This window comes from Paenibacillus cellulosilyticus, from assembly GCF_003182255.1.
Lineage (GTDB): Bacteria > Bacillota > Bacilli > Paenibacillales > Paenibacillaceae > Paenibacillus_T > Paenibacillus_T cellulosilyticus.
The window spans coordinates 60,544-74,831 of record NZ_QGTQ01000015.1 but is presented as its reverse complement, the minus strand read 5'-3'; the positions used below and the strand labels follow the sequence as shown (position 1 = coordinate 74,831).

12 protein-coding genes are annotated in these 14,288 nt (G+C 50.0%); 1 reads left to right on the top strand and 11 read right to left on the bottom strand.

The window, feature by feature from the left end:
* Positions 1–3 precede the first annotated feature (3 nt).
* The 7 genes from opp1B to DFQ01_RS18280 form a co-directional block, all read right to left on the bottom strand.
* Positions 4–936, bottom strand: coding sequence for a nickel/cobalt ABC transporter permease (gene opp1B / locus DFQ01_RS18310; RefSeq protein ID WP_110045352.1), 933 nt, complete (start codon positions 934–936; stop codon positions 4–6).
* Complete coding sequence (cntA, locus tag DFQ01_RS18305) at positions 933–2,537, bottom strand: staphylopine-dependent metal ABC transporter substrate-binding lipoprotein (protein WP_110045351.1); 1,605 nt, start codon at positions 2,535–2,537, stop codon at positions 933–935. Before cntA ends, opp1B begins: the two co-directional genes overlap by 4 nt.
* 154 nt (positions 2,538–2,691) lie before the next feature.
* Entirely contained in the window at positions 2,692–3,663 is a 972-nt protein-coding gene (locus DFQ01_RS18300; RefSeq protein WP_110045350.1) for a TIGR03943 family putative permease subunit, read from the bottom strand.
* Between the two features lie 38 nt (positions 3,664–3,701).
* Positions 3,702–4,712 (bottom strand): permease, encoded by a 1,011-nt coding sequence (locus DFQ01_RS18295; protein ID WP_342770001.1) that lies wholly within the window; start codon positions 4,710–4,712, stop codon positions 3,702–3,704.
* A gap of 154 nt (positions 4,713–4,866) precedes the next feature.
* Complete coding sequence (locus DFQ01_RS18290) at positions 4,867–5,751, bottom strand: nicotianamine synthase family protein (RefSeq protein WP_174812630.1); 885 nt, start codon at positions 5,749–5,751, stop codon at positions 4,867–4,869.
* A gap of 140 nt (positions 5,752–5,891) precedes the next feature.
* The gene (locus DFQ01_RS18285) at positions 5,892–6,857 is read right to left on the bottom strand and encodes an alpha/beta hydrolase (RefSeq protein ID WP_110045348.1); all 966 of its coding nucleotides are present in this window, start codon (positions 6,855–6,857) and stop codon (positions 5,892–5,894) included.
* A gap of 28 nt (positions 6,858–6,885) precedes the next feature.
* On the bottom strand, positions 6,886–8,511 hold the full coding sequence (locus DFQ01_RS18280) for a flavin-containing monooxygenase (RefSeq protein WP_110045347.1): 1,626 nt from the start codon (positions 8,509–8,511) through the stop codon (positions 6,886–6,888).
* Between the two features lie 350 nt (positions 8,512–8,861).
* Here DFQ01_RS18280 and DFQ01_RS18275 point away from each other — a divergent pair, with 350 nt between their 5' ends.
* A complete protein-coding gene (locus DFQ01_RS18275; RefSeq protein WP_245946780.1) occupies positions 8,862–9,563 on the top strand; it encodes a helix-turn-helix domain-containing protein in 702 nt (233 codons plus the stop codon).
* Between the two features lie 398 nt (positions 9,564–9,961).
* On the opposite strand, the gene DFQ01_RS18270 is transcribed toward DFQ01_RS18275, so the two are convergent.
* The 4 genes from DFQ01_RS18270 to DFQ01_RS18255 form a co-directional block, all read right to left on the bottom strand.
* A complete protein-coding gene (locus DFQ01_RS18270) occupies positions 9,962–11,254 on the bottom strand; it encodes an ABC transporter substrate-binding protein (protein ID WP_110045345.1) in 1,293 nt (430 codons plus the stop codon).
* A 48-nt stretch (positions 11,255–11,302) separates the two neighbouring features.
* Positions 11,303–12,136 carry a carbohydrate ABC transporter permease gene (locus DFQ01_RS18265; protein ID WP_110045395.1) on the bottom strand — a complete coding sequence of 278 codons (834 nt, stop codon included), beginning with the start codon at positions 12,134–12,136 and terminating at the stop codon, positions 11,303–11,305.
* The gene (locus tag DFQ01_RS18260; RefSeq protein WP_110045344.1) at positions 12,136–13,092 is read right to left on the bottom strand and encodes a carbohydrate ABC transporter permease; all 957 of its coding nucleotides are present in this window, start codon (positions 13,090–13,092) and stop codon (positions 12,136–12,138) included. Before DFQ01_RS18260 ends, DFQ01_RS18265 begins: the two co-directional genes overlap by 1 nt.
* Positions 13,093–13,272: 180 nt before the next feature.
* On the bottom strand, positions 13,273–14,280 hold the full coding sequence (locus DFQ01_RS18255) for a mannonate dehydratase (protein WP_110045343.1): 1,008 nt from the start codon (positions 14,278–14,280) through the stop codon (positions 13,273–13,275).
* Positions 14,281–14,288: the final 8 nt, after the last annotated feature.

The following is a 14,288-nucleotide window of genomic DNA, read 5'->3' as shown; positions in this document are numbered from 1 at the left end:
AGACTAATGCTCCCTCCTCATTCGTGGATTCATCGCTGCGTGAATGACATCAGCAAGTGTGTTGAACAACACAAAGGCGACCGCAAGTACAAGAACATAAGCTTGGATTATAGGAAAATCTCTGCTGAGAATCGCGTTTATCGTCATCGTGCCAAGACCCGGCCATGCGAAAATATTTTCCACAACGACCGTACTGCCCAGCAAAGTGGGTATAGCAAGACTGAATACCGTGATGGCAACCTGCATCGCATTGCGAAGCACATGCAGCGTTACAATGGATTCCGGTATACCGCATGCTCGTTCGTAGAGCACATAATCTTCATTCAGATGACTGAGCATCGAGCTTCGGATGATACGAAAATATAGACCTGCATAACCAATGACGAGGACGGCAACTGGCAAAACATAACTGGCCCCGTCACTCATCCCGCTGGTAGGCAGCCAATCAAGCTTAACGGCAAAATACCATGCCAGCAGAGCCGCCAGCCAATAGGCTGGCATAGCTGTCAGCAAGAAGGACAGGCTGCGAACCGACAGATCCAGCCATCGGCCTTCCCTTATCGCACAGATCACGCCAAGAACAATCGATAGACCAAATATGCAAATGGAAGATACCAGCACCAGCTTTAGAGTATGCAGCAAAGCCGGCCCAAGCATAGACCAGACCGGTATACCCGTTACATAAGAATGACCGAAATCGAAATGAAGGGAAGCGATGAGCCAATCCATATATTGAATAAGCAGCGGCGAATCCATCCCAAGCTTTGCTTTCGTCTCCGCAATTAACTCTTCCGTTATGGTCGGAACACCTTGCGCATGAAGAATGACCTTCACAGGCTCCATCGGAGACAGATGATTGAGAACAAACGTAAGAAATGAAATCACGATAAGCAAAGGCACCGTCATTCCTATACGTTTGAGAATATACAGGCTCATCGGAAACTCATCTTCTCAAACGGGATTTCGAATTGTGTTTGCTTGAATCCGATTCCTTGCAAGTTCGCAGGTGCTACTACCGTCACACTGCCGTTAGTAAGCGGGATAAAGACCGCCTCTTCATGGACGATGGTTAAAATATCAGCGTAAAGCTGCTGGCGTGTCTTCTCGTCGGACGACACGAGAACGTCATCGATCTTGTGGTACAGCTCCTCTGCCTGCGGTATTCCGCTCGTCGTATGGCGATAAGAGGATTCCGCAGCAAATGCCGCAATGGTGCTCTGCGGATCGTAAGCCAATCCCCACGTTTGATTGAAGAGCAAATCGTATTCGCCGGTTGATCTGCGATTGGCTATGGCAGAAGATTCTTCGCCAACCAGCTCCAGCCTCATGCCAATGGCTAACACCTCGCTTTGGATCAGCTCCGCCTCTGTTTTCTGTGAAAGGGAATTCACGTCATAATACAACTTCATCGCAAGCTGCTGACCGTCCTTAGCGCGAATGTCGCTGCCTTGCGCCAGAGCCCAGCCCGACTCCTCGAGCAGCGCCTTGGCCGCTTCTGGGTTGTAATCCCGTTTCTTCAGGCTAATATCCGCATAATTGACATTGGAAGAGAACAACGTCTCTGCTGGCGTCTCCGTCCCACTGAATATTGCGGAGCTAATCGTCTCGCGATCGATGGCTTGCCAGATCGCTTCCCGTACTGCCTTCTCCCGGACGGGACTGCCAGCCTTACTGCTATTGGCAGCAATCATCTTCGTGTTCATCGGCTCACTGCGCACAATCCGGTAGTCGCCTGATTGCTCCAAGCGCTGCATCGCTTCCACATCAATTCCGTCGGTGCCGCGATCGTCCGTGAATAAGAAGTTCACTTCACCTTTCTGCAGCGCCAGCATCGTTGTCTCCCCTGCGGGCAATACTTTGGCAGTAATCGTCTTCACGGTAGGCGCACCGCCCCAATATTGATCATTGGCCGCGAAAGTGGCGTATTGATCCACCACTTGTTTCTCCAGCTTATAAGGCCCGGTACCGTTATAGCCTGCAACGCCGTCCTTCGTCTCGCCATTCTGAAAATCTTTCGGTGAAAGAAACACATACGGGCGCGTCATCGACAGCTCCAGAAGGGTTGGATAATAAGCTTCCTTCAGCTTGAATTGCACCGTGTACTCGTCGATTACGTTGACTTCCTCCAGCTTCGTAGACAGCTTAATCCAGGCATGCTTGCTGGCATTGTGCTGCACCGCTTCGATATTTTGCTTGACCGCCTCCGCATTAAAAGGCTCGCCATCATGAAATTTCACATCTTGTCGCAAGTGAAAGGTGTATACCTTGCCGTCATCTGAGATGTCCCATGATTCCGCCAGGAGGGGCTTGATACCGTCCTTCGTGTTCTCCACAAGCGATTCATAGACAAGACCTTGCGCAGCCATTGAACCTGTATAGAGATGAGGGTTCATATCATTGATATCCTTCGCTGTCGCATAGACCAGCTCTTGTGTTTCACTTCGTTCACTTGAATCACTAGACACGCTGCTGCATCCAGCCAGCCATACCATCGCCAGCATGGATACGATGAGCCATCCTTTTCGTTGTCTCTTCATCTCTCGAACACTCCCTTAATCGTAATTATTACTATCTGAAATACCACCTAATTGTAATTATTACGATTAGACGTGTCAATCTTTTCTTAATCATCCAATAAAATAAAACCCAGCCATTCAACGTCATGGCTGGGCGGGTCATACGCTAGCTATTCTATTGCTTCTCCAATTCCGTAATGTTGCCAAAGTACGGATATACGTACGGATCTTTAGGTGCTTCGATCTTCGTCACCTTATCGGCATTTAACACAATAATATCAGCGTCCCTGTATTTCTTAATTTCCAATTTACCGCGTAACGTAATCCAGGTGTCTTTATTGAAATCTGCCGCTTGGCTCCATTCCGCCATCAATCCATAGGGCTCTGCATCCGCCGTACAGCATGACATGGCCATACGGGACACGGCGAATTGATTCGGCGCCATGTCATCCTCCCGATAAACAAAGCCACTGATCTCGATCGTCTTGCCAACGAAATTGTCGCGATAGAGATCTATGGTTGAAATATATTCTAGAAAAGCTTCTTCCCTCATCGTTATGACATCTTGGCCGTATAGGATTTTACCGAGGTCTGCATACTCCCTAGAGAATTCATCATACGGAAACAAAGCATCCAGCTCGGATGAAGGCGATGCTTCAGAAGCTGGCAGTTCGGTCTTACTCTCTTCCAGAACGGACTGGGGCACGTCGGTTACGGCCTCCTCTACTTGCGTCGGCAATGGGCCGCTTGGCTGCTGAACGACATTCTTAACCGTCAGCTTCATGCCCTTCACCGACGCTGCATCGCTCCCCATGATCTTGTCAGGGAATGCGAAACCGAGCAGCAGCGGAAGCAGAAACAACCCGTAAATGAATATATGCTTGGGCAGCGAACGAGCTGGCTCATGCCCGCAATCGCATGCAGCTCCGTGATGCTTATGATCCGAGCCTTGCAAAGCCAGATACAGATAGTAGGTGGCTAATAGAAACATGGCGACAGCCGAATATTTAATATATGGCATCATTCTCGGCGCAATGTAATATTGCAGCTTATCGATTTTGACCAAATGAACAACGTAGAACGCGAATCCGGCCAATATCACGGCACGAATAAGATGATGCACCGTTAATGGACGATGCTCCTCCATTCGATAACCCCCTTTCTGATTCTGCGTGTTGCAAGCACTTACCAGATAAACGTTCCTACGAGGAGTGATCCCAAGGGTACTAGAATAGCGACTAATGCGATAATGAGTACGACGAACTTCGCCTTGAATACAGAAAGCAGCATCAATGTTCCCTTCATATCGATCATTGGCCCAAATACCATAAACGTAAGCAGCGAGCTTGCAGAGAACGTGCCAAGAAACGAGGAAGCGACGAAGGCATCGGAGGTCGAACATAAAGAGAGAATGTAAGCAAAGCCCATCATAAACAGGTGCGATGTATACGCTCCTTGTCCTATTGCAAGCAGCTCCGAGCGCGGTACGAAGGTTTGGATGAGCGCCGCCAGGATCGAGCCGACAATGAGATATTTGCCCATATCAAAAAACTCGCTCCCTGCATGCTGCATCGCCTCATTAAATTTACTAGTTCTCGATGGCGTCCGAAGTACATTGAATGTCACGCGCATCGATTCTCGCGACTCTCTTATCGGGTTACGCTTAACAACGAAATAGACAATAAGTCCAATGGCCAGCGCAACCGCCACAGCCAGTCCCATCCGGGCATATACCATCTCCTGCCTGCTCCGAAAGGCGACATAGGTAGCGGAATAGACAACGGGATTGACGACTGGTCCTGAGAGCATGAATACAACGCCCGCATATAACGGCATGCCTTTAGCCATCAGTCTTCTAACGACCGGAATGAGACCGCACTCGCATACAGGAAACAAGATCCCTAAAAGGCTGGCGGTCACGATTCCCAGTAACGGGTTCTTCGGAATAAGGCGGCGAATCCACGCTTCAGGTATATAGACATGCATCAAGGAGGATACGGCCACGCCAAGCAAAAGGAACGGGATAGTTTCCAATACAATGCTGATGAGCATCGTTTTGAACGTACTTAGTCTCGCCGCACTGACGATGACATCTGTGCTCAGCCATTCAGGATGGAGCGCCATGGCCACCACGAATGCTAGAACAGCGATAAAGGTATATTCGGGTTTCCAGTGTAAAATAGATTTCGGATTCAAGCGCGCCTCCCCCTAATCGTAATTATTACGTAATATGATTATAAAAAGAATGCCAGGGAATTACAATTTACTTTTCATAATTATGCTGATTAGGACCCAAATAAAAACAACACCGCGGGTGATTGCGGTGTTGTCCTTTTCTCACAACCACTATTCATCTGTTCACAGCTTCATGTTCAACAAACAAGGTCGAATTAATGACCAAACCTTGCTCAGGACTCGTTCGCCCTACAATCCGCCATTGGTGCCGATCCAATTCGGACTCATCAATCGCTTCATACATGAGCTGCTTCATTCCCTCCGCTGTACGAACAGCCACCAGAGGGTTCGCGGATGTTCGACGAATCCGCTCAAGCACTTCCCGCTTGTTGCGAACGAGACTAGCCATAAAGATATAGCTATAAGGGCTGTAATCGTAATCCGCTCCATTCACCAAGACGACCGATACTTTATTCTGGAGACCAAAGTGAGCGAGTAAAGAACAGGATGCCTCATACGCCACTGCATTCATCTCTAAGCAAATAACTTCGACATCACCGAAGAGATGGAGAATGATCGGACTAATCGGCAGCGGCCCGCTTCCGACAAAGACAATCGGAGATTTCTCCGCTTGTCTCTCCTCGGGAATGAATGGGCGGAGCATGGCGAGCTCCTGACTCACCAGTGCCCTATAAACGTTCCAGCTAGGCAGCCTTGTCATCATATCCATCACTGTACCTTCTGTTTGGCACATATGTTCCGCATTCCTTAGCTCGACTAGAAACTCAGCCTCTGACAATTTCTCCTGCAATGAAAGCTGGTTCATTCGTATATACGCATGGTTGAGAACGGCTTGCACCTCTTCAGCCAAATAAGGTAATCGCAGCAAGCGTGACAGTTGACCAATCCTCTCTGTAACGGTGAGATTAGCTGGGGACAAATCCGCTTCCTTCTGAAGAAGCTCGTTCAATTCGCGTATAAACGCAATAAAGCGGTCAACCGCTCCCGCTCTCGACGCGTCGCCTGTATCTATCAATGAGCCCGTACAATTAGCTTCCATTCCCAGATCCTCCCTCATCCATCCCATTGCCTACTTCCTACTATATTCATAAGCCCAAGGATGTAGACGAGTATTGGAGGTGGAGGAGCTTTGCTAATATACAAAATAAACCCCAACGGATAAACCGTTGGGGTTGCGAATCAGTCTGCTGCGATTAAGGTTTTCTCTTGCTGCGGATTGAGCGCTCTAGCGAGTGCTTGGATGTACTCATGCTGTACTCGCTTGCTAATCTCCGCATCAGGATTGAGGAACTCGAAGGCATGATAGCCCCCAGGATAGATATGGAATTCCACTGGAACTCCGGCTTCAGCCAAACGCGCGCTGTATTCAATGATTTCGCTGCGGAAAGGATCCAATTGCCCTACACAAGAGTAGGCTGGCGGAAGTCCGGATAGATTTTTGGCCCGGGCAGGTGCCGCATAAGGAGAAATTTCTCCGTTGGCATGCTCACCCAGATACATTCTCCACGCTGCTAGATTGCTACCCCGATTCCAAATCGCGTGTTTATCGGTAATTTCAAGACTGGACGGCGTCACGTTACGATCGTCGATCATCGGGTACAACGGCATCTGGAACACGATTGCTGGGCCTCCACGATCCCGAGCGAGCAAGGCCAATGCGGCAGTCAACCCGCCCCCTGCGCTCATTCCGGCAACCGCAACCCGCGATACATCGATATTCAGCTCTTCCGCGCTGTTCGTCATCCATACGAGGGCGGCGTAGCAATCTTCGATCGGTGCAGGATAAGGATGCTCCGGAGCAAGGCGATAATCGACGGAAACGACTACACAGCCCGCTTCCTCTACGAATGTCTGGCACAAGCCATCATCGCTATCGGGGTGACCCATGATATATCCGCCACCGTGAATCCACAGCACAGCTGGCAGCAGCGTGCCGTCTTGCTTGATCGGCTCATAAATCTTCACGAGCATTTCTTGTGCATCTCCGCCTTCGATGATACGAGAGGAGTTGCGCACATGCTCCGATGGCGGTATGGGGAAAGCAGGCGCAGACCTTGCGGCTTCCAAGCCTTCAGGGAGAGCAAGCGGCGGGAACAACGATAACAGCGGTCTTAATTCGGGTGCTACTCGGCTCATAAAATCCATGATTATTGCCTCCTCGAATTGTCTTATTCTAAACGGCCGCAGACGTTTTTAAAGAGAACCCTTCGTAGCCTTTGGCAGCGATATCTGTAATCTTCTGGTTATAAGGGCCATAGCCACCGAGGTAAATGTTGAAACCGCGCGGCTTGCCCTCAATATTCGCTCCCGTATACCAAGAGTCGGCTTTGGAATAGAGGGTATGATCAGCGAGCTCCCGGCAATGGCTGCTCCATTGAGCTTGCGCATCGGCCTGTGCCTCGATGGTCTCGACGCCATGATCATGAAGATGCTGGATGCAATTCGAGATCCATTCCACATGCTGTTCGATCGCTACAGGAACATTGCCGAGTACGGACGGACTCTGAGGTCCTGTGATCATGAACATATTCGGGAAGTCAGCCATCGCTATGCCGAGATAGGTTTTCACATCCGCGCCGTCCGCCCATTTCTCTCGCAGCGACACATTACCCTTTCCACGCAGATCGAGCTTCAATAGCGGGCCCGTCATCCCGTCATATCCGGTGGCAAATACAAGAATGTCCAGCTCATGCTCGCCGCCATCAGTGGTACGAATGCCCTTCGCCGTTACCTCTTGAATCGGAGTTCTCCTGACATCAACCAACGTGACGTTGTCCCGATTGAACGTCTCGTAATAATGGGTGTCGATGATGGCGCGTTTCGTACCAAAATAGTAGGTCGGCATCAGCTTCTCAGCTACTTCGGAATCCTGTACCGTATCGCGTATTTTCGTTCGGATGAACTCGGATACCGTTTCATTCGCTTCTTCGTTTATCATCAGGTCATTGTAGGCGTTGAGCATATAAAATCCGCCTTTGCCCCAACCTGATTCGTATATCCGCTCACGTTCTTCTGTGGTGTCATCCAGCGCTGAACGATTGTTGGTCTCTACCGGAATGCCGCCCATGGATTCATGCATTTGCCGTCTTAAATCCGAGAAATTCTCCTTCGCTTGCTGGATGAAGGCCGGATCATAAGGATGATTCCCGGCCGGCACTGAATATTGCGGCGTCCGTTGGAAGACGGTGAGGTGCTCTGCTTCCTGCGCAATGACCGGGATCGACTGCACGCCGCTTGAACCCGTGCCTATGACGCCGACGCGTTTCCCTGTAAAATCCACCTTGTCATGCGGCCAAGCGCCGGTATGATACCAAGCGCCTTCGAAGCTGTCCAACCCTTTGATTTGCGGGATGTTGGTAGCATTAACGGAGATGCAGCCCATTCCTGTAATCAAATATTTGGCGGTTACGCTCGTTCCATCCTTCAAATCAATTCGCCAATGATTATTCGCCTCATCATAGGCGGCGCCTGCGATTTCGCTATCGAACTGGATGTCCCGGCGCAGATCAAGCTTATCCGCTACAAAATTGAGATAACGTAAGATCTCCGCCTGCTCCGGGTATCGGGAAGACCATGACCATTCCTGATAGATCTCTTCTGAGAACGTGTAATTATAATAGATACTTTCCGAATCGCAGCGTGCGCCCGGGTAACGGCTCCAATACCATGCACCGCCGACGCCGCCGCCTTTTTCATACACGCGTGTTGAGAAACCTGCATTGCGAAGTCGATGGAGCATATACATCCCTGCAAATCCAGCACCGATAACAACCGCATCGAATGTGTTCTGATTTGACATTGCTGCATTCCTCCTAGCAAGTTTTATGTGGCATCAATCTCGCTTCATTCGTTGTGAACGCTTACAAATTGACGGTCTAGGAGATTATTGCAAACTCTCGACTTCCCCGTTTCACACCCTTTCTTGATGGCATGTAAGGTATCGCTCTATTAAAATTGTAAAGACCTTGGCTCAATAAAGGTATTCCTCATTTTGAAGAGGCAAATGCATGAAAGAAACCAAAAAGGAGGTGGTTTTCAAGTCTTTCCTTCTTCCTTTTCGCTTTTGAATTGAATTCCTAAATTAGTTAATTTATAATTTTGTACATAGAGTCCTCCGTAACTATTTGTTCGACAAGGGAGTTGAAAGCGTTGTCAATTGCTGATTTTGACATGCATTATAACCTCCAGAAACTAGCTGATGCAGCCTCCTCAGAAGAGCAAATGGAACTCATACTAACCCTATTCATGGATCTATTCCCCGTCAGAAACTGCTACTTATTCAGGTATTCGCCATTAGGACACATAGCCGAAGGCATCGTTTACTACGATCAGCATGGACTAGACCATATTCGAACGATCCGCGATGATGTACGGTCGCTGCCCGGCATCTATTCCGCAATAGTCGAGTTAAAGGCGAAATACATTCCTAAGCGATATTTCCTGAAAGAATTAGGCAGCAAATATATTCCCTCTCCAACCTCTACCAATTCCCTTCTCGTCATACCTATCTGTACAGGCCTTGTCGTTACCGGCTATATCCTAAGCGACGAATTTGATGATGGCTCGATCTTCAATGAAGAAATGCTTGCTATACTGACGCGGTATGGGAATTTAGTAGGCAAATGCATGGAAGTAACCGCAAAGCCAGCCAAGCACCAAGGGCTAAGCAAACGCGAGCTGGAAGTCATGAGCAAAATCGCCAATGGCGATAGCATCAAAGAAATGGTCGATACGATGAGCATCAGCGAAGTGACGATCAAACAATACGTGAAATCGGTCATCAAGAAACTAGGAGCTCAGAATCGGACGCAGGCCATTGCGGAGTTGGTAAGGAAGGGGATTATATTCTGAACAACCGGTTGAGTTACTGCGAGCTAGAATCGCACGCTAACGGATGCGACAACGCTTATTTGTCTTAAGGTGCTGCATCCCGGATTGTTATGGTTGCTGCGGAGCTTATTGGGTTGGATGAAGAGCATATGAAGACCGATCAGTCCTGATAACCCCTGCAGCAACCATTAAACTCCGAAACACCCCCTTTATAGCAAAATAGCCTCAATGGCAACCGTTAGGCGGCGGACGGCGCATCAACAACCAGTCGATGTTATTGAATGACCAGCCTTACAACCAACCTACTAGACACCTGGATTGTGTTCAACCTGTTCAACAAAGCAAAAAGCGGTGCAGGGATTATCACCCCGCAACCGCCTTATTGTGCTGCTTTTCATGTTTGATGTACCTCGAAGCTCTTATTTTTTGCTTTGCTTCTCCGCGATCGCGTTGCCTGATTTGGATATTTCATTATAAGCGTCTTCGATCGATTTCTGACCGAACATCACGGCATCCATCGTTTTCTTGTAGTTGTCTACCCACTCCGTCCATCCAGCCGCAGCCGGGTAGAACGGCAGCGCCTTATCCTTCGCCGTATCGTACAACTTGTTGCCCAGTTTATCTTTCGGCTGCAAGGTAGGCTCTAGCGCCTTGTAGACCTCGTCATAGATCGGAATGCCGAAGTTCATGCCATACGTTTCGCCGGCTTGTTTGTCCGTGACGAACCATTTGATGAAAGCCTTCGCTTCATCCTTATGCTTGGAATCGGTGCTGACGCTCAGGAAGATCGTCGGCTGCGCCCAACCGCCTCCCTCAGGCCCGACCGGAATGTTGACGACATCCACTTTCCCCGGCATTAGCTGCTCAAGCGCGCCTACCGAACCAACCGTTGCGCCTCTCGTCATGACTTTGCCGCTTGCCATCGGGTCCGCTTGCGGATCGTTTTCCTTGAAGGAGCTGACCATGTCCGCAGGAGGAACGATTTTCTTCTCGCGGAATTCCGCGTAGATGCCGTAGAACTTCATGAACAGCTCTTTGTCCAGATTGAACTTTGTGCCATTCTCTTGAATAATCGGTCCTTTGCCGTTCGACGTTTGATAGTACTGGTAGAAGTCCCACGTATCCGAGTCGCTGATCGGGTAGACGCCGTCCGGAAGCTTCGTGCGCGCATTTCGCGCAAAATCGAAGAACTCGTCCCAAGTCCAGTCCTTCTTCGGCAGCTCGATGCCGGCGGACGCTAGCGCTTCCGTATTAAACGCGATGCCTTGCGCGTTACGGCTGATCGGAATGCCGTACAGCTTGCCGTCTATTTTCAAGTTTTCTAACGTTTTGGCGTCGATGACGCCGCTGAGATCCATATCCGATAAATCCTCGAGCGTCCCTCTCGTCGCATATTCTTGAATGTACGCCCCGTCCATATGAAGGACATCCGGCATCGAATGAGAAGCGGCAAGCGTCGGCAGCTTCTTCCAATAGTCGTCCCATGCCATGTATTCAGGCGAGAAGGTGATCGATGGATTGAGACTCGTATACACTTCTTGTGTTTTCAGCATCGCTTGATGTCTCGTATCCGGTCCTTGCCACATGATTTTGAGCTTCACCGCGTCGCCGCTGCCGCTATCCTTCGACTCTCCGCTGCCGCAAGCCGTCAATGCCAGCATCGCCGCAAGCGTTAATACCGTCATTCCTTTGGTCAACCTCTTGTTCTCCATTCTCTTTTCCCCTTTACCTTGTATTGTGAGGCGGAACCTGCCATGGAGCTATCCTTTTAAGCCGGTCGTTGCTATTCCTTCGACGAAATGCTTCTGAGCGATGAAGAACAAAATGGTGGACGGCACAACCGAGAGCAGCGACATCGCGAGCAGCCTGCCCCATTGGATTTCAAACTGATCCACGTACATGCGCAGCGCCAGACTGACCGTAAATTTGCTGACCGAGTTCAAATACAGCACTTGCGCGAAGAAATCGTCCCAGCTCCATAAGAACGTGAAGATCGCCACCGTCACCAAAGCAGGCTTGATAAGAGGGAGAACAATTCGGTAGAAAATACTGTATACGGTCGCACCGTCGATCTTCGCCGCTTCATCGAGCTCTCGCGGAATGCCTCTTATGAACTGGACAAGAAGGAAGATGAAAAATGCGCCGCCGCCGAAGAAATGCGGAAGAATCAATGGAATGTAGCTGTCCATGAGGTGCAGCTTATTGTAGAGAATATATTGCGGAACGATCGTTACCTGCCCCGGCAGCATCATCGTTAGCAATAGAATCGAGAACAACACGCCGCGGAACTTGAAGTTCAGACGGGCAAAGCCGTATGCGACGACCGCGCTTGTGAGAACGCCGCCCAGCACGTTCCAGAACTCCATCATGAGCGTATTGCCGAAGAACCGTGCAAACGTGAACTCTGGTGAGAACTGCCAGCCCTTCGTGTAATTGTCCCAGATCGGCTTGGCCGGCCAGATGGAAGGCGAGCTCATCTCGGCCGTCGTTTTGAGCGAAGCGCCAATCCACCAGATGACCGGATACAGCATGAGAAGGGAAAACACAATTAGCAGCAGATGGCCGGTGACGGGATTTCGTTTAAGCGATTTGATCACTTCGACTTCCCTCCATCCGTCTCATAGAATACCCAGTAGCGTGATACTAGGAAGTTAATGGCCGTCATGAGCGCGACGATAACCAGAAGAATCCAAGCGAGCGCGGATGCGTATCCCATCTGGTAATGCTTAAACGCCTTATCATACAGGAACAGTGCGTACATGTACGTTGAATTGATTGGTCCGCCCTGCGTAATGATGAATGCGGAGGTGAACATTTGAAAGGAACCGATAATGCCGAGCACCAAGTTGAAGAACATGACCGGCGACAGCATCGGCAGCGTGATATGGAAAAACTTCCGTATCCCCGTAGCGCCATCGACCGAAGCCGATTCATACAGCTCACCCGGGATCTGCTTCAGACCCGCCAGGAAGATGACCATCGTAGAACCGAACTGCCAGGTGTTAAGCAAAATCAACGTTCCGAGCGAGGTGTGCGGATTCGTAATCCATCCGACGCCCTCGATGCCGAACCAAGCAAGCACATGATTGAAGTAACCGTTCAGGTTGAACATATTGCGCCATAATGCCGATACGGCAATACTCCCGCCAATGAGCGAAGGGAAATAGATCGCCGTCCGATACAGGTTCATGCCCTTCACATTTTTGTTCAGCATGATCGCGACCATCAAGGAGAAGAACAGCTTGAGCGGGACAGAGAACAACACGAATATAAAGGTGACCTTCAGCGACGTTGTAAAATCGGTATCGTTCGTGAAAATGTTGGTGTAGTTGTCCATTCCGGTCCAGGTCGGAGCTTCGAGCAGCGAATACTCCGTAAAGGACAAATAGAACGATTGGATGATCGGCCATACCGTCAGCAGCAAGAATCCGATCAGCCATGGCGATATGAATATGTAGCCTGCCAGATTATCGTTTGAGCCTTTGAGCTTCTTCTTCGTCAAGCGCAGCTTGGTCGCTGCTCGCTTATTCACAACGGCTTCAGCATTCATCTCACGTTCATCCCCCCTCACAGCATTTATAAGGCTAATCTTATTGAAATCGCTTACACGTGTACATGCGATAGAATTATGAATTGGTTTGTTTTTTTACACTCTTGATCGACGCTGCAAAGGCTCTTCTATGCACAAAAAAAGCTATGCAGCGCAGCCTGCATAGCTTCTTATTCTCCCTTATTGAGCGGCTATACCGTCAAGGTTCACGGCAAACGACTTCTTCCGTTCCGCCGCCGCAGCCTCCATCAACCCTTTGATATAACCGACGCCATACAGACGTCCTAGCGTTTCATAACCGGGGTTCGTATTGTCTTCGCCTTCCATCGTCGGCACATGGTCGGGCCTTGCCGGACCGTCGAATCCGACCTCATAATACACCTTCATCGCCTCATACATATCAGTCTGCCCATCATCATGGAACGTCTCGTGGAATTTGTCCGGCGTTCCGACAACGTCGCGGAAATGCACGAAGAACAGCTTGTCCTGACGCGCGAAATGTCGGATAACATCCGGAATATGCTCGCCTGCGGTCGCCAGCGTGCCTTGGCATAGTGTTATCCCGCTGTATTCGCTTGGCACGAGATCGATCGCGCGCTGCAGTGCCTCCGCATTACGCAGAATGCGCGATACGCCGCGAATCGGGCTTATCGGCGGATCGTCGGGATGCAGGGCAAGCTTGACCTTCGCTTTCTCGGCGATCGGCACGATTCTCTCCATGTAATATTGCAGATTGTCCCACAATTGATCCTCCGTCACAACACCCGCTTCCGTTAGCGGCGCATTGTGCATCAAGGAATGGTCGTAGCTGGACACGAGCGCACCGCCGCGGGTACGCGTCGTCGTCGACGTGCGGAACCAGTTGAATTGCGCCATGAAATTGTAGCATAAGACGGGAATGCCAAGGGCCCCCATATTCGATATGAGCTGCCCCATCCATTCGATTTCTTCGTCGCGGCCCGGCAGGCCCAGCTTGATCTTATTCGTCGGCGGCGCCGATTCGATGACCAGCAGCTCGATCCCATGATTCTCATAGCGCTGTTTCATATGGAGCAGATTCATATAGTCCCAAGGCCTCATGCCGTTCTCTTCTCTCGCCAGCGGACCAACGGCGTAATCGACGCCCATCTGCTTCGCAAGATGCCATAGCTGGTTCGGATGAGAGGTGAAAAACTCGGCTAGCTTCATAACGGAAC

Excerpts from the sequence above, each read along its gene's own strand:
- DFQ01_RS18280 (WP_110045347.1), bottom strand. The coding sequence starts at position 8,511 with ATGTCAAATCAGAACACATTCGATGCGGTTGTTATCGGTGCTGGATTT.
- cntA (WP_110045351.1), bottom strand. The coding sequence starts at position 2,537 with ATGAAGAGACAACGAAAAGGATGGCTCATCGTATCCATGCTGGCGATG.
- DFQ01_RS18290 (WP_174812630.1), bottom strand. The coding sequence starts at position 5,751 with ATGGAAGCTAATTGTACGGGCTCATTGATAGATACAGGCGACGCGTCG.
- DFQ01_RS18255 (WP_110045343.1), bottom strand. The coding sequence starts at position 14,280 with ATGAAGCTAGCCGAGTTTTTCACCTCTCATCCGAACCAGCTATGGCAT.
- DFQ01_RS18270 (WP_110045345.1), bottom strand. The coding sequence starts at position 11,254 with ATGGAGAACAAGAGGTTGACCAAAGGAATGACGGTATTAACGCTTGCG.
- DFQ01_RS18300 (WP_110045350.1), bottom strand. The coding sequence starts at position 3,663 with ATGGAGGAGCATCGTCCATTAACGGTGCATCATCTTATTCGTGCCGTG.
- DFQ01_RS18260 (WP_110045344.1), bottom strand. The coding sequence starts at position 13,092 with ATGAATGCTGAAGCCGTTGTGAATAAGCGAGCAGCGACCAAGCTGCGC.
- DFQ01_RS18285 (WP_110045348.1), bottom strand. The coding sequence starts at position 6,857 with ATGGATTTTATGAGCCGAGTAGCACCCGAATTAAGACCGCTGTTATCG.
- opp1B (WP_110045352.1), bottom strand. The coding sequence starts at position 936 with ATGAGCCTGTATATTCTCAAACGTATAGGAATGACGGTGCCTTTGCTT.